The organism is Acinetobacter sp. YH12095, from assembly GCF_013419245.1.
GTDB classification, from domain to species: domain Bacteria; phylum Pseudomonadota; class Gammaproteobacteria; order Pseudomonadales; family Moraxellaceae; genus Acinetobacter; species Acinetobacter towneri.
In genome coordinates this window covers 163,441-179,122 of sequence record NZ_VPAL01000002.1, presented here as the reverse complement: position 1 = coordinate 179,122, position 15,682 = coordinate 163,441, and the positions used below count along the sequence as shown (strand labels likewise).

Below are 15,682 nucleotides of genomic sequence, written 5' to 3'. Positions count from 1 at the left end.
CCTTTTTATGAGAGAAGTCACATGAATATTGGTCAAGCCTCTAAGCTATCGGGTATTTCCAGCAAAATGATTCGTTATTATGAGCAAATTGGTTTACTGGATACCGCCAAACGCTCTGCTTCGGGTTATCGGATTTATTCTGAGCAAGATTTAAAAACTTTGTCTTTTATTAAGCATGCACGGGATTTGGGGTTTTCTTCTGAGCAAATGAAAGAATTGCTAGGTTTATGGAAAAATGCTGACCGACAAAGTGCAGAAGTGAAGCAACTCACGCTTAAACATATTGAAACCTTAAAACAGAAGATTACGCAATTACAGGAAATGGCGAACTGGTTGCAAAGCTCTGCAGATCATTGCTCTGGCGATGAACAGGCAGATTGTGTGATTTTGAAAGATATTGAATTGGGGAAGTGATTTGGAATTAAGCTTCCCCCATTCAAACAAGACCTGACAGTTATCCACTTGTTAGAAACCATTGTTGTATCTGTCAGCTTAAATTTAACTTAGGAAATCTACATCCCTATCTTTTTAATACATAGCATAAAAAAACTCACACTTTGGGGAAGTGTGGGGGGAAACTTGGAATATCTGTTACTTTATGGGAGCGTATTATATATAAACACAATTTGAATTGATAGATATTCTAAACAATTTACGAGATAAATTTAACACTTTTTAAGAATCTCTCCGATAAACTGCACAACAATCAAGTTTTAGCACTATTCATTACGCATATTTTAGCGCGGTAATTCATACCCTTTTTCATTAATTAAACGAACCGCAGCATCACAGACTTCTGCATCATAAATTGTACCGTGTCCACGTATGACTTCTGCAAGTGCGACATCTACCCCTAATGCGAGGAGAAATAAATGACTTTAAGTCAAATACGTCTGGCGATACTAAGTCACGAGATAATTTAGGCATACTTTACCCTGCACCCAACCGATGAATGGTTTTTAGACTGACTTCGCTCACTACAGGTACCACAATATTCTGAAAAGACATCACGATATTTCCTATTTACTTGCAAGCCTGATTGAATCAATCTCTTTTATCATCTTACAAGCTATTGATCATTTTTTAAGGCATTTAAAGGTTGAAATTTAAGGAAATTTTATAAAAAACTCCAAGCTCAAACTCAAAAACCACATTACGACTTCATCTATTTTGTGAAATACCTCTCATTTTTAAACGATAAATTTTTTAGAATGATTTATGCTATATCACACATCAATAAACGAAAATTGAATAACAAGAGAGTTTGATCTATGCCACATTCTTACCACCTCGAAAAACACTATATTGAACGGTCTGGATGGTTACGTGCTGCAGTATTGGGTGCGAACGATGGGATCATTTCTGTGACCAGTTTGGTCGTGGGGATGGCAGCCAGTGGTGCATCTTCTCAAACATTGTTAATTACCTGTATTGCAGGCTTAATTTCGGGCGCTGCTTCTATGGCAGCAGGTGAATATATTTCGGTGAAATCTCAACAAGACATTGAACAAAATGACCTTGCGATGGAAGCACGCGAATTAAAACTCAATCCAGAGCATGAGCTAAAAGAACTCACCAATATTTATATGATTCGCGGTTTAGATGCCGAATTGGCAGAACAAGTCGCCATACAACTGACTGCACACAATGCTTTAGATGCCCATGCCCGTGACGAAATTGGTATTTTAGAACACACCTCAGCGCAGCCATTTATGGCAGCTTTTTCGTCGGCATTGGCATTTACTGTAGGTTCATTATTCCCGTTGGTGTCTATTTTACTCTTACCTGAACATCTGTTAGACAAAGGCGTAATGTTGGTTGGTGTAATTAGTCTAGGGGTTATGGGTGCGCTTGCCAGCTATGTCGGTGGTGCAAGTATGTGGAAAGGCGCATTGCGTGTCATGATCTGGGGTATTGTCGCCATGGTATTCAGTGCGTGGATTGGTTCAATGTTCCATGTCGCTGTGGCTTAAAAAATCTAGGAAATTCAGTGTAAATCTCTGCCCTATCTTTGGATAAAAATATATTCAGAGATAGGGGGAAACTTCAGAAATAGCGTGAATGAGCAGCTTGCCCATACAAAGTTTACATCTCTAAAATTTCTTCTATCTTCAAAATTATTCCAATAAACCCCACAACATATTTAGCCCACAATTTTAAGTCCGTTTTAAGTTTCAAATTTTAAGCTAAAGCATCTTAAGGTCTTTTGAATCATTGACGATGTCTAAACAGCCCCAATCACCACTTGCTCCGTCTTTCTTTGCTCGACTGCGCTTTTGGCAAAAACCGATTTCTTTATTCTATTTCAATCTACTGCTTGCCCTATGGTTAGGCTTGGTATTGAACTATGGATTTTATGAGAAAATTCAACAATTCACACCTTATCAGGGCATTAAAGCCATAGGCTTATTGATTGCAACTGTGATCGTCATCGTATCGGCGTATCATCTGTTGCTGCAATGGCTAAACTGGCGTTGGAATGCCAAAATATTAGCCAGTATTTTGATTGTAGTCGGTGGATTCAGCGCTTATTTTGTTAATAGCTTGGGCGTAGTGATTACCGCAGACCAAATTCAAAATATGCTGCAAACCGATGTACGTGAAGTACGTGATCTTTTGTCTGTACGCTTAGTGGTTTGGAGTGTGCTGTTTGTACTATTGCCATTGGTCTTGGTGTGGTCTGTTAAAATTCAGCCGACTCATTTTGCCCGTCAATTACTGCAAAAGACTTTAGGCAGTGTAGTTTCGATTGTGCTGATTTTGGGTTTATTGTTCTGTTTTTATGTGGATTATGCTGCAATCTTCCGCGAGCATCGTGATTTAAAAGGCATGCTTTCTCCACAAAATGCGATTGCCTCTAGTCTATCGTATTATAAAAAGAAAGCACCCAAACAGAATTTGCCGCTGCTGCGCTATGGTGAAGATGCACATTTAATTCAACGTGCGCAAACAGGCACAGCACCCAAAATTATGCTGTTGGTGGTTGGTGAAACTGCACGTGCTGAAAGCTTCTCGCTGAATGGCTACGCAAAAAATACCAACCCTGAACTCTCTAAGCTGCCTGTGATTAATTTCACTCAAGTCAGCTCTTGTGGTACAGCCACGGCTGTTTCTGTGCCGTGCATGTTCTCGGGGATGCCACGCCAAAATTATGATGAACAACTGGCAAGTCACCGTGAAGGATTACTGGATATTGCTCAGCGTGCAGGTTATCAAGTCACTTGGATTGATAACAATTCAGGCTGTAAAGGTGCCTGTGATCGGGTGCAGCAATATCAAATTCCTGCAGCGCTAAAACAAAAATGGTGTGATGCCAGCGGTGAATGTTTAGATGAAATTTTAGTGGACAGTTTGCAGGCTTATCTTGCTCAACTGGACCCGAAAGACACGCGCTCACATTTAATTGTATTGCACCAAATGGGCAGTCATGGACCTGCTTATTTCAAACGCTCAACCGCAGCTTATCAACCCTTCCAACCGACGTGTAACAGCAATGCGATTCAGGGGTGCAGTGCCGATGCCTTACGCAATACCTATGACAACTCGATTGTCTATACCGACCATGTTTTAAGTCAGTTGATTCAAACTTTAGAGCAACAAAAAAACTATCAAACAAGTTTTTGGTATTTGTCTGATCATGGAGAATCGACAGGCGAGCATGGTTTATATTTACACGGCGCACCGTATTCTATGGCACCGACTCAACAAACTCATGTACCGATGCTGATGTGGTTTTCAGAAGCTTGGCAACAACAAAATTCCGCGCAAGTGAATTGCTTAAAAGCACAACGCCAAGCAGCATTGAGTCAGGACAATCTTTTCCCAAGTTTATTGAGCTTACTAGATGTAAAAAGCCAAGTGATTGATCCGAAAAATGATATGCTGAATCAATGTTCTGCCCCATCTACCACTCAACCGCAGCACGAGTCATCACATGCCTAAAATATTAATCATTGAAGATGATTTTATGATTGCCGAATCGACCCAAACCTTGCTCAAGTTACAGCAATTTGATGTTACTTGGGGGAACAACGGGATTGATGGCTTAAAGCAATTAGAGCAGCAAGATATCCAGTTGGTGTTGCTGGACTTAGGCTTACCCATGATGGACGGCATGCAGGTATTAAAAAACATTCGCCAGTTACATCCACAATTGCCCGTGCTGATTATTTCTGCGCGTGATCAATTGCAACAACGGGTGGATGGTTTAAATCAGGGTGCAGATGATTATTTAATTAAACCCTATGAATTTGATGAATTACTGGCGCGAATTTATGCCCTGCTCAGACGTAGCGGCGCACAAAATCCTGTAAACGATACCGCACATATTTTAAGTTATGGCGATTTAGTCTTAGATACCGAACAACATTTGGCAAAATTCAAAGGTGAATATATCGAATTGTCGAATCGTGAATGGGCAATTTTAATGGCTTTGGTCAGCCACCCTAATAAAATTTTCTCTAAAAGTAATTTAGAAGATAAATTATATGATTTTGACAGTGAAGTCAGCAGCAACACCATTGAAGTCTATATTCACCATTTACGCGCCAAACTTGGCAAGGACTTTATTCGTACCATTCGTGGTTTGGGCTACCGTTTAGGGCAAATTTAATGCAATCCTACTCTTTGCAAAAACGTCTGATTGTTTATGTTTCTATCTTTAGTGTCATGTTGGGCTGCGTTTTGGTATTTGCAGCGTATCGAATTGCCCTAGAAGAAATGAATGAAATTTTAGATGCACAAATGCAAAGTTTGGCAGAACGCATTGCAGCGAACCATCCTGAACCTACACAGAGCCAAATCGATTTAAATCAGAGATATAGCGAAGAAGACTTATTTGTCGATATTTGGTCATATGACGATGCTACAACACAATTACACCCTCAAGATGTGTTGCTACAACCCGTAGAAAAACCAGGGTTTTATAATCATCAAACTGAAGTTGGACTGTGGCATACCTATATTTTGCCGCAAGAAACCCTACAGATTCAAATTAGCCAGCAAAACTCTGTGCGCCAATATTTAGCTTTAGAATTAGCGGCAAATATGTTTATTCCCTATGCAATATTTTTACCCTTTGCCCTTTTGGCTTTGGGTTGGCTGATTCGTCATAATTTTCAACCACTAAATAACTTTAAAAGCGAATTGGCACGTCGTAAAGCGCAGGATCTCAGCCCGATTCACATGTTGGATTATCCTGTCGAGCTTGCACCCACGATTCAGGAAATGAATCAGTTATTTACGCGAATTTCTGCCGCACAGCAGGAACAGCGCCAGTTCGTTGCCGATGCTGCACATGAATTACGTACCCCACTCACTGCACTCAATTTACAAGTACAAATTTTATTGCAGCAATTTCCACATAGTGATGCCCTCAATAATTTAAGCCAAGGGGTTTTGCGTTTACAGCATTTAGTCAATCAGTTATTAAGCTTAGCCAAGCAAGATGCCTCAGATAGTCTAATTGAAAACGATCAAACCCTATCTTTAAATCAAATGACCATTGCCTGTGTGGAACAGCTCATTCAATTGGCATTGCAAAAAGATATTGATTTAGGTGTCGAACAACGCCAAGAGTTGAATATTCATGGACAAAGTTCTGCTTTACTTCCATTATTTATAATTTAATTGATAATGCGATTAAATATACCCCCAAACAAGGCATGATTAATGTGACTATTTTTCAGCAAGAACAACATGCAATTTTGCAAATTGAAGACAGTGGTGCAGGCATTGACCCCGCACTATTCAATCAAATTCGACAGCGTTTTTACCGTATTCATAACCATGCGGAAATTGGTAGTGGTTTAGGTTTATCTATTGTAGATAAAGCCACCCAACGCTTAGGTGCAAGTTTAGAGTTTTCTAAAAGTGCCAGTTTAGGTGGTTTATGTGTGCAGGTTAAATTTCCGATGCGTTAAGATCGGGTTTTAAGTTAGATTTTGAGTGTGCAATTTATGCGCCAAGAATGCATAGGCAACCACATTCAAACACCAAGTAATCCAGCCTGTCCAAAGATTATGACTAAAAAAATGTGCCCCGCGCATCATTTGCGCCCAGCCCATCCCCATGCCTAAAATACATGCTGCAATTAAGAAAAAATAAGCACGTTTAGGTTGAGCAACCCGATAAACAAAATATCCTACCAATAAAGCAAAACCACTTGAGGCATGCCCACCAGGAAAACAATGCCCTGCCGTTGCACTTAAATCCCACCAAACGCCATGCGCTGTGGCAATGCTCATATCCCACGGGCAAGCATGTGCCGACTGCGATTTAAGTATTGCAATCACACTGGTTGAAATCACCGCCATCCAAAAGAAATAGCCAAACTCCCAACGACGAGCACGTAATTTTTGAAATCTGAAAGACAGCAACCAAGCCAGCAAATAGCTCAGATATACTGCAATCAGGATATATTTGACATACCGATGATTTAATACAGCCAATGCCCAGTCTTGTCGAAGTGGAAATTCTGCATGAGCATCCACAAAGGGTTGAATGAGGTATAAATCTAGCCTGCCTGCAACGCTAAAGAAATTGAGCAATATCAGCAAACTCAGAAGGAGTAAAATTGCTTGAAGAAGTAAAAATTTTGAATGCTGATGCCGCATGAGGAATACTCAACTCACTATCTATTTTAAAGTCTGTTTTATGCTTGTTTTTTAAGGAATTAAGCAGAAATCAGGCATGCACCCCAAGTCAATGCGATAATTGCCAAAGCAACAAATTGCGCTGCACTGCCCATATCTTTGGCATTTTTAGACAAGGGATGTTGCTCAATTGAAACACGATCGACCACAGCTTCAATGGCTGAATTAATCAGTTCGACAATGATGGCAAGTAAACACACCACTATCATGATCACTTGTTCGACACGACTAACAGGCATGAAAAAACTGAGTGGAATCAGCAGTGAATTAATCAGAATGATTTGCCGAAATGCCGCTTCATTTTGAAAGGCGGCTTTAAACCCTGCCAAAGAATAGCTTGTGGCATTCAAAATCCTTTGTAAACCAGAAGTGCCTTTGTAAGGAGAGCGTGGAAGCATAGTGAATCTGATTTGAAATAAATCCGATGTTAAGTCACTTAGCTTAAAATTGGCTTAAATATAACCTTTTGAGACTATTAAATTAAATCTGTGTAATATGTAACATTATGAATGCCTATTGAATAATAAGACTCCATCTAAAGTAAGCTGTAAATACCATCAATTTCTTATTGTTGAATCTAAGGTTGTATCAATTGCTCGGCTTCAACTTGCTTAATATCAAAATCAGGACTTTCTTTGGCTTGAATAATTTGCACAGGAATAAAGCGCACTTGAACCACACTTGGTTTTCCACGTGGGTCTTGTGCTAATTTTTGATTCAATGCAGAAATCTGTTGAGGTTTTGGCGCTATATCTCCACGCAAGACTACGCGAATTAAAGTCATCTCTTTACGCCGATCAAACTGCACCGTATCAATCAAATTATTATGTTGATTAAATTGACTTTCAATCAAGCTTTCTACCTGATGTTCATACATCTGTTTATTTAACATCATCATAAAGTTAAAGCTTAAATAGATACCCAGCGCAAAAAGTACTAAAAGACTCACGATATTTCTTTTAATAAATTCAATTACTGTGCTATTTACTTCTTCATCTGAACCGCGTCTAAAACCTGCTGCCCATAACACCAGTGAAGAACTAATTTGAATAGCAACAATATTGGTCAGTGCCAACAGCAGAGCATTTGCTGCATGTTTCCATTCCAGATGCGCAATTAATATGCCACTTGCAACCAGCGGCGGTACCAAAGCAGTCGCAACTGCAACACCAACAACAGCCACAGACAGACGTGGTGAAACGGCTGCAAATGCCCCTGCTGCACCACCCGCAAGTGCAATCATTAAATCCATAATGGTAGGCTGAGTTCTAGACAGAATTTCATGGGTGATAGGTAAGTTAATATTGATAAGACCTAAAATGATGCCAATACTGACAATCATCGACACACCTAAAACTAAGGTTTTAAATGCTGTTTTAAAAAACAACCATCGATTATCAATAAATGCTAAAGCCATACCTGAAATAGGGCCTAGCATCATCGCAACCAGCATTGCACCAATCACCACTGCGGCTGAATTTGACAATAAACCATAGCCCGCAATAATCGCTGCCAAAGCATTCATTATAAAAAAGGTTTTGCTTGGTAAGGCATCCGCTTGAATGTTCAACCGTACTTGTTTATGATCAATTTTTTTAGAATTTTCGCGCTCCGCCTGTTTGTATTTCAGCTTTTCTTTCAAAAGTTCATATTTTTCTTGTTCAGGACTGTCTTCAACCACTATCGTTGGATCTTGATCTTTTTCCAAAGCATACCTCCGTGTCAGCTAAAGAAGAATCTTTCCAAATCCTCATACGGCCGTAGACTTTGTGCAATTACGCCCATCATGTTTAGCTTCATACAATATATTATCTGCAAGTTTCAGTACATCAGAAACATCTTCTGCATCTCGAGGCCAAAAAGCGATGCCAACAGAGATGGTGATTTGACCCATCTGATTAATCGTAGTTTCCTGCATGGTTTTTCTAAGCCGCTCTGCAGCTTTATACACCACATTTGCATCTGCAGTCGTCATTAAAACTAGAAATTCTTCACCGCCACTACGACAGCAAACATCCTGTTCCCTAAAATTAGTTAGCATTATTTGCGCGAGCGTTTTAAGTACCACATCACCTTGATCATGCCCATACTGATCATTAATTTGCTTAAAAAAATCTATATCAATGGCTAATACTGCAAATTCGGTACGAGTCTCTAGCAGTTCATTTAAAAATAATTGCATACCACGACGGTTATATAAACCTGTTAATGGGTCCGTATTGACACGATGTTTTAACTCCGCAATCCGATCACTAAAGGTTTCCGAACTCATTAATAATGAGGTTCTAAACTTTAAAACCTCGAAATACCACGGATCAACTTCTTTAATTTTATTTTCAATGTCCGCATGATTGAGCATACTTGCCATACGTGCCAAGCGGTTCAAAGGTGAAGAAATAAAGCTTGAGATATACCAAATCAATAAAAAAATAAAAAAGTAAAAAATGAAGATTCCAATCGATACTTTAAAAATCAGCGTATTAGCTTGTGCAAGTAAATCATCTGTGGGCTGCTGAGAAACTACAATCCAATTTACACTTGGAATATGTGCAAAACCCGCCAAATTATCTATACCTAAACTATTCTTTAAACGAATTGATCCCTTTGTATTCTTATTAATATAATCCAAACCTGTATTATTGATAATTTTTTCACCAATTCGCTTTTTATCTGGATGAAAAATAATACGATTATGTTGATCAATCACATACATATAACTTTTTTTATAATCATACTGAGTATTGAGCATGGTATTAATCAAGTTCTGCTCCTGTAAATAAATCGTACCACTGATTAAGCCTAAATATTGATGTGTTTTATTATAAATAGGTTGTGACATCATGACGATTAAATTATTACTTATAGACCAATAGGGAGATGAAATATAAGTTTTCTTTTTTTCAATAGATCCATCAATACCAATGGTACTATAAGCCTGATTAAAATTAAGTTTTAATGTATTAGGTGCATAAGCTAAAATATGTTTATTCTGCTCTACCAATAAAACACTATTAAAATTATTCGATTGATTTTTTAAGCGTTTTACTTCTTCTTTTCTAACTTGTGTATTATAAAATTTTTTTTCTAATAAACGTGCACTATAATCCAACTCTTGCAGCATATCTGAAAAATGTTGATTGGCACTGGTGGCAATTTTTTCTGCATATTTTTCATTGATCGAAAGTGAATTTTGAATTAATTGTTGTTTAATTACATAATTTAAAATAAAAATACTTACGACAAATAAGCCTGATACACTTAAAATTGTGGAAATTAAAATAAGTTTACGCAGATCCAATCCAAGTCGTGGTAAAAAATGTTTCAACAGTTCCTACCCCAAAAATTCAAAAACTGTGACAATTGCCAACTTTAACACATAATTTTACAACTCAATCACATAATTTTAAAGCAATATAGTTGAATTTTTGATGTTCAATTCAACAAATTGGATAATTCGCTTGTTGCTGACCACAAACTAAATCAGAAATATATCCTCTAAATACAATTTCTACCACACACTTCCTAAGAATGCACCGACTAATAACAAATAAAGACAACTTGAATTTTTTCGTTCTTATTTTTTGCTGAAAACCTTGTCTATTCGATAAATTTTTAGGGTCAATTACTCATAAAATTACAAAAAATAAATATTTATTCCATGCTTTAAATTTATCCTATCCACCTAATAAATAAATTGTTTTCTCTTATGTTTAAGACACTTTTCACTATAAGCAGTTGCTCACTTTTAACAGCATGTATTGTAGTTGACGGAACAGCATCGGGGCAGATTCCCAATATCGTCATTCAACCTCAAATTCCAGCAAGTACACCTGTAGAACGTCCTGCACAACAAACCATTTATATGCCAACACCTATGCCTTATCCTGCACAAACATGGCAACAAAAAGTCAAAATTAAAACCTATGATGGTCGCTGCGTAGATTTTAGTCGCAGTAATCAACGTTCCATTCAGACTTCACATTGTCATGATGGTACCAATCAGCATTTTATTTTCCATCCTGATCAAAGCATTACCGTGCAAGGTAAATGTCTAGATGTAGCAGGAAAACAGAAACATGATGGTGCTGAAGTAATTGCTTATACCTGTAATGGACAAAGTAACCAAAAATGGTATCTCGATGGTCAGCGTATTCGTAGTGCAGATACAGGCAAATGTTTAGATATTTATAATGGAAAAATGAAAATGTATAGCTGCAATCAAAATCCTGGGCAGAAATTTAGTTTTATTGCCTTATAAAAAAGAATCACTAATTCCCTCAGCCTAGCCTGCTCTTTTGAAGATGAGGGAATTAGCGAATGATAATTTAAAAAATTATAAAAATTTTACTTTAAATACGATTAATTAAGGATGCTGACTAAACAAATCAAAAATCACTTTTCTTAACCACTGATGACTGGTTTGGTGATGACAAGACGTATGCCAATATTGTCGTACAGGATAGGTTGGAAAATTCAAAGGCGCACTCACTACTTGTAAATTCCCGCGTGCCAATAACACCTCACTTAAATAATAAGGCACTGTCGCAATCATATCGGTTTCTTGCACAATTAAACCGACCCCTAAATAACTTGGGATACTCATTAGAATATTACGTCTTAAACCACGATTGCTTAATTCATTTTCAATATGGTAGTGACCTATACTGGTATCTACATCGACATGCGATTCACGAATATAAGCTTCAACATCTAAACTTTTTTCACAAATACGTGGATGATCTTTACGACTAATCACCACATAATATTGTAAAAATAATTGCTGCTGATAAAAACCCTGCTCTAACTCAGGTAAAAAACCAATCGCAAAATCAATTTCACCATTTGCCATTTGATAACTGGTTTCACGGGTAATAGGACGAATTTTAATCCGCACTGAAGGTGCATATTTTTTTAAAAACTTGGTCAGTTTTGGCAATAAAACCAAATGCGAAACATCGGTCATTGCCAAGGTAAATAATTGATCGGAATGTGTCGGATCAAAATCGACTTTAAAATTATTGACCGTTTCAATTTTATTAATAATTTCACTAATCGGTGAAAAAATCTGTTTCGCCAACTCTGTAGGCAACATTTCATTGCCAACCCTTAAAAATAATGGGTCATTAAAATGCTGACGAATTTTATTTAAACAGTTACTAACCGCAGGCTGACTCATGCCCAATGCATCTGCTGCTGCAGACACATTTTTTAATTTATATACATAGTAAAAAATCTGTAGCAGTTTGCTATCTAACTTAAACATATCCATCTTTCCTTAGAATCAGTTTCACTGCTCAGTTTTCATCCTTATTTAACGCCAAGCTTTTAATTTAGAGCTATGCCCAATGCCCACATTAAAACAATTGGTCGGATCCAATTTTTGATAATGCTGCTTTAAGGCAGGCTTCGCCACATATAAATGCCCAACATTATGCTCTGCAGGATACTCTGCCCCACGTGCATCAAGCAATGACCACATTTGATGTTCCATCGCCAACGGGTCTACGCCTTTTTTAATAATATAGTCCTGATGAAAGACATGACATAAAAAATGACCATAATACAACTTATGTATAATCGCCTGCTCCAACTCTTCGGGCAAGGTTTCAACCCATTGCTGATCATTACGTCTTAACGCAATATCTAAAGCAACAATGTCTTCCACTTCATTTCGATGTGTATCACGATAACGAATTGCAGCACCTGCCACTGCAAAGCGATGCAGAAAAGCCTTGCGGCCTTCATCTTCATTACATAGAAAAAAACCGCCGGAATTGCGCGTGATAAAATAATCCATTAAAAACTGCTGTACTGCCGCAACATCTTGCTGCTCAATGCGCAAAATTAAATGATGTTCATACAAATCACGAAATTGGTTCATGCGTTCTGGTAAATGATTTGGCAGTAGTTTCGTGAACATTTGCAAAACTTTATCCGACAATCCACGCATGCCCCAACGGGTTAGAAAACCATCAACTTTATCTTTCATGGCAAAAGCTGCAGGTACTTTACTGGTGCCAAACTTCTCGATAAACAAGAAGCTGTCTTTGCCATATTCTGCACCAATGTCATAGGCATCTCGATGAATATACTCGCCAGCAATCGGTACACGCGGCAAATCACGTAATAAAAAACGGCGAATCGCGGTTAAATCATCCTGCTGATTGCTGCCGATATAAAACACCTGACTTGGAATTTTCTCAAATGTATCCAAACGCACTGCAAACACACAGACTTTACCTGCCGAACCCGAAGCTTCAAACAAACGGCTCGGGTCGGCATTAAACCGTGCAGGCGTATCGGCATCGACTTGGGCAACATCATGCACGTAACGCTGATCTGAAGCACAACAATGTTCCGAATATTCAATATCTTCAGGGCGATATTGTTGTTGCTCAAGTTTGGTTAAAATTTCTTCTGGCGAGTTCCCTAAATTCACCCCCAAATGATTGATGAGTTGCAACTCGCCCAGTGCATCGACTTGTGCATATAAGGCCAACTCAGTATAGGCAGGACCACGTCTGACCAATGCACCACCTGAATTATTACATACCCCGCCCAACACTGAAGCGCCAATACAAGATGAACCAATGACTGAGTGTGGCTCACGCTGATGCGGCGCCAATTGCTGTTCCAAAGCATCCAATGTTGCACCAGGCAAGCAAATCACTTGCTTGGCATCGTTGATGAGCTGAATACCTTTTAAACGTTGGGTGTTGATCAAAATTACAGGACGATCATAGTCATCACCAAAAGGGGTAGAACCACCCGTGAGTCCAGTATTGGCGGCTTGCATAATAATAATGCAATCTGCTGCCACAGCCACTTGTAACACTTGCCACTGCTGCAATAAAGAACCTGGCGTGACCACCGCAAAAACCTGTCCTTCGCCAAAACGTCGCCCTTGACGATATAAACGAGTATCTGATTCATGGGTCAATACATGCGCTTTTCCCACAATATCGACCAAGTTTTTGAGGGTTGCTGCAGCATCAAATTGTGTTGCAGAAGAAATTGTCTGTGGCATAGTGTACAAGTCCTGAAACAAGGTGAAAAATACAATTAAGCGATTCAGCCAAATGCATCGGTTGATGGATTGATCGCTCCTGTTGGCAATTTAGCCTTTCAGTTCACGCTCAAGTTGTACCAAGCAATCTGAGTTAATCGCTTGAATGTTTTTAGCACCCGTTAAGGTCATTGCGACTCGCATTTCTTTATCAATCAATTCGAGTAAATTACTCACACCCGCCCCACCTGCTGCACCTAGTGCATAAATAAAGGCACGTCCGAGCATACAAGTATCCGCACCCATCGCCAACATGCGCACCACATCTAGGCCATTACGAATACCTGAATCCACTAGAATTTTTAGATCTCCTTTTACTGCATCGGCTATTGGCGGTAAAGCACGTGCAGTCGAGAGCACACCATCTAACTGACGACCACCGTGATTGGACACCACAATTCCATCAGCCCCAAAACGAACAGCATCCTTAGCATCTTCTGGGTCTAAAATGCCTTTAATGACCATTGGGCCATCCCAGAATTCACGAATCCACTCCAAGTCTTTCCATGAAATAGATGGGTCAAAGTTATTGCCTAACCAGCCAATATAATCTTCAAGTCCTGTTGGTTTGCCTAAGTATTTAGAGATATTGCCCAAGTCATGCGGACGACCTAGTAAGCCAACATCCCATGCCCAGTTTGGATGCATCACTGCCTGCATATAGCGGCGCATAGCAGCATTTGGACCACTCATGCCCGAATGTGCATCACGATAACGTGCGCCAGGCACAGGCATATCTACCGTAAAGACTAAGGTTGAACAGCCTGCTGCTTTGGCACGTTCCAAGGCATTGCGCATAAAACCACGGTCACGTAATACATATAATTGAAACCACATTGGCCGTGAAATGGCAGGCACCACTTCTTCAATTGGGCATACCGACACGGTAGATAAAGTAAACGGAATGCCTTTTTTGTCAGCTGCAACTGCAGCCTGCACTTCACCACGGCGCGCATACATGCCCGTTAAACCCACAGGTGCCAAAGCCACAGGCATTGACAAGGTTTCATTAAATAAGGTGGTTTCTAAACTCAAAGCCGACATGTCATTCAAAACACGTTGGCGCAAGGCAATCTGTGAAAGGTCTTCCACATTTCTTTTCAGCGTTTGTTCCGCGTACGCACCTCCATCAATATAGTGAAATAAAAATGGCGGTAAACGGCGTTTCGCTGCTTCGCGGTAATCATTCGCAGAAGAAATAATCATGGCGCTATCCTGTTTAATCGACTCGCACGCTGACGACGCGCATCTTCCTCGTCTATCATGCGTACTTGTTGAACTACAAATTCAATATGTCCACACACTGCCGAACGGGCAGCTTCTGGATCCTGGCGTTCAATTGCATCCATCACTTGAAAGTGTTGATCGTGCAACTGATCGAAACGGTGGGCTTCGGTATAGACTTTGCGTCTGCCCAAAACTACGTTGTATTGCAACAAATCAAATAAGCCACGCATCATTTGAATGAGCACCAAATTGTGCGATGCTTCGGCAATTGCCAAATGAAACTTGGCATCGGCAATTGCTGCCTGATCGTCATCACCTAAAATTTGAAAATGGGCGATTTGCTCATAACAGGCACGGATGTTTTTCAAATCCTCAGCAGTTGCCCGCTGTGCGGCATACCATGCCGTACCACCTTCAAGCACCATTCGAGCTTCCTGCACATCAAAACGATAAGCAGGGTCTTCATCAATCAGGTTACTTAAAGGCTGCACAATTTGATATTGCGACCAATTGGTAGGCAGTTGTTGCAAAAAAGTACCCGCTCCAACTTTGCTGACCAGCATGCCCTGACTGGTCAATTGCTGAATAGCCTCACGCAAAGAGGAACGGGAAACCCCGAGTTGTTCACATAACTTTCTTTCGGCAGGCAATCGGTCTCCGACTTGCATCTGATTTTTTTCAACCAGTGTGCGCAGGTCTTGTACAACTTTGTCGGAAACTTTCATGCGGCTATCCT

13 protein-coding genes and 1 pseudogene are annotated in these 15,682 nt (G+C 39.5%); 6 read left to right on the top strand and 8 right to left on the bottom strand.

The features are described 5' to 3' along the window. Positions 1-21 precede the first annotated feature (21 nt). The 5 genes and pseudogenes from cueR to FTU35_RS02500 all read left to right on the top strand — a co-directional run bounded on the left by cueR (position 22) and on the right by FTU35_RS02500 (position 5,921). A complete protein-coding gene (gene cueR, locus FTU35_RS02520) occupies positions 22-414 on the top strand; it encodes a Cu(I)-responsive transcriptional regulator (protein WP_004970532.1) in 393 nt (130 codons plus the stop codon). A gap of 857 nt (positions 415-1,271) precedes the next feature. Further along, a complete protein-coding gene (locus FTU35_RS02515) occupies positions 1,272-1,973 on the top strand; it encodes a VIT family protein (protein WP_096902719.1) in 702 nt (233 codons plus the stop codon). 247 nt (positions 1,974-2,220) lie between these two features. Further along, complete coding sequence (locus tag FTU35_RS02510; protein WP_257224284.1) at positions 2,221-3,942, top strand: phosphoethanolamine transferase; 1,722 nt, start codon at positions 2,221-2,223, stop codon at positions 3,940-3,942. After that, positions 3,935-4,612 (top strand): response regulator transcription factor, encoded by a 678-nt coding sequence (locus FTU35_RS02505; RefSeq protein ID WP_179988912.1) that lies wholly within the window; start codon positions 3,935-3,937, stop codon positions 4,610-4,612. The genes FTU35_RS02510 and FTU35_RS02505 overlap by 8 nt, the downstream gene beginning before the upstream one ends. Further along, a pseudogene (locus tag FTU35_RS02500) lies at positions 4,612-5,921 on the top strand (ATP-binding protein). Before FTU35_RS02505 ends, FTU35_RS02500 begins: the two are co-directional and overlap by 1 nt. A gap of 9 nt (positions 5,922-5,930) precedes the next feature. Here FTU35_RS02500 and FTU35_RS02495 read toward each other — a convergent pair. The 4 genes from FTU35_RS02495 to FTU35_RS02480 form a co-directional block, all read right to left on the bottom strand. Continuing rightward, positions 5,931-6,614 (bottom strand): phosphatase PAP2 family protein, encoded by a 684-nt coding sequence (locus tag FTU35_RS02495; RefSeq protein ID WP_179994041.1) that lies wholly within the window; start codon positions 6,612-6,614, stop codon positions 5,931-5,933. A 59-nt stretch (positions 6,615-6,673) separates the two neighbouring features. Beyond that, positions 6,674-7,051: a diacylglycerol kinase gene (locus FTU35_RS02490; RefSeq protein ID WP_179988910.1), complete on the bottom strand. Its 378-nt coding sequence runs from the start codon at positions 7,049-7,051 to the stop codon at positions 6,674-6,676. Between the two features lie 179 nt (positions 7,052-7,230). Beyond that, entirely contained in the window at positions 7,231-8,361 is a 1,131-nt protein-coding gene (locus tag FTU35_RS02485; RefSeq protein ID WP_004970544.1) for a TIGR00341 family protein, read from the bottom strand. Positions 8,362-8,403: 42 nt separating this feature from the next. Further along, positions 8,404-9,978, bottom strand: a complete 1,575-nt coding sequence (locus FTU35_RS02480; RefSeq protein WP_180064468.1) for a sensor domain-containing diguanylate cyclase — start codon at positions 9,976-9,978, stop codon at positions 8,404-8,406. Between the two features lie 381 nt (positions 9,979-10,359). Here FTU35_RS02480 and FTU35_RS02475 point away from each other — a divergent pair, with 381 nt between their 5' ends. Next, positions 10,360-10,911 carry a ricin-type beta-trefoil lectin domain protein gene (locus FTU35_RS02475; protein ID WP_180064467.1) on the top strand — a complete coding sequence of 184 codons (552 nt, stop codon included), beginning with the start codon at positions 10,360-10,362 and terminating at the stop codon, positions 10,909-10,911. A 105-nt stretch (positions 10,912-11,016) separates the two neighbouring features. On the opposite strand, the gene FTU35_RS02470 is transcribed toward FTU35_RS02475, so the two are convergent. The 4 genes from FTU35_RS02470 to lldR form a co-directional block, all read right to left on the bottom strand. After that, positions 11,017-11,916 carry a LysR family transcriptional regulator gene (locus tag FTU35_RS02470; protein ID WP_004970549.1) on the bottom strand — a complete coding sequence of 300 codons (900 nt, stop codon included), beginning with the start codon at positions 11,914-11,916 and terminating at the stop codon, positions 11,017-11,019. Between the two features lie 48 nt (positions 11,917-11,964). After that, positions 11,965-13,680 carry a D-lactate dehydrogenase gene (dld, locus tag FTU35_RS02465; protein WP_179996991.1) on the bottom strand — a complete coding sequence of 572 codons (1,716 nt, stop codon included), beginning with the start codon at positions 13,678-13,680 and terminating at the stop codon, positions 11,965-11,967. Positions 13,681-13,770: 90 nt separating this feature from the next. Beyond that, positions 13,771-14,925 (bottom strand): FMN-dependent L-lactate dehydrogenase LldD, encoded by a 1,155-nt coding sequence (gene lldD / locus FTU35_RS02460; RefSeq protein WP_016659249.1) that lies wholly within the window; start codon positions 14,923-14,925, stop codon positions 13,771-13,773. Next, on the bottom strand, positions 14,922-15,671 hold the full coding sequence (lldR, locus tag FTU35_RS02455; RefSeq protein WP_004970689.1) for a transcriptional regulator LldR: 750 nt from the start codon (positions 15,669-15,671) through the stop codon (positions 14,922-14,924). Before lldR ends, lldD begins: the two co-directional genes overlap by 4 nt. Positions 15,672-15,682 lie beyond the last annotated feature (11 nt).

Coding starts and splice junctions, on each gene's coding strand:
- FTU35_RS02475 (WP_180064467.1), top strand. CDS start 10,360: ATGTTTAAGACACTTTTCACTATAAGCAGTTGCTCACTTTTAACAGCA.
- lldD (WP_016659249.1), bottom strand. CDS start 14,925: ATGATTATTTCTTCTGCGAATGATTACCGCGAAGCAGCGAAACGCCGT.
- FTU35_RS02495 (WP_179994041.1), bottom strand. CDS start 6,614: ATGCGGCATCAGCATTCAAAATTTTTACTTCTTCAAGCAATTTTACTC.
- cueR (WP_004970532.1), top strand. CDS start 22: ATGAATATTGGTCAAGCCTCTAAGCTATCGGGTATTTCCAGCAAAATG.
- FTU35_RS02505 (WP_179988912.1), top strand. CDS start 3,935: ATGCCTAAAATATTAATCATTGAAGATGATTTTATGATTGCCGAATCG.
- FTU35_RS02510 (WP_257224284.1), top strand. CDS start 2,221: ATGTCTAAACAGCCCCAATCACCACTTGCTCCGTCTTTCTTTGCTCGA.
- lldR (WP_004970689.1), bottom strand. CDS start 15,671: ATGAAAGTTTCCGACAAAGTTGTACAAGACCTGCGCACACTGGTTGAA.
- FTU35_RS02490 (WP_179988910.1), bottom strand. CDS start 7,051: ATGCTTCCACGCTCTCCTTACAAAGGCACTTCTGGTTTACAAAGGATT.
- FTU35_RS02515 (WP_096902719.1), top strand. CDS start 1,272: ATGCCACATTCTTACCACCTCGAAAAACACTATATTGAACGGTCTGGA.
- dld (WP_179996991.1), bottom strand. CDS start 13,680: ATGCCACAGACAATTTCTTCTGCAACACAATTTGATGCTGCAGCAACC.
- FTU35_RS02470 (WP_004970549.1), bottom strand. CDS start 11,916: ATGTTTAAGTTAGATAGCAAACTGCTACAGATTTTTTACTATGTATAT.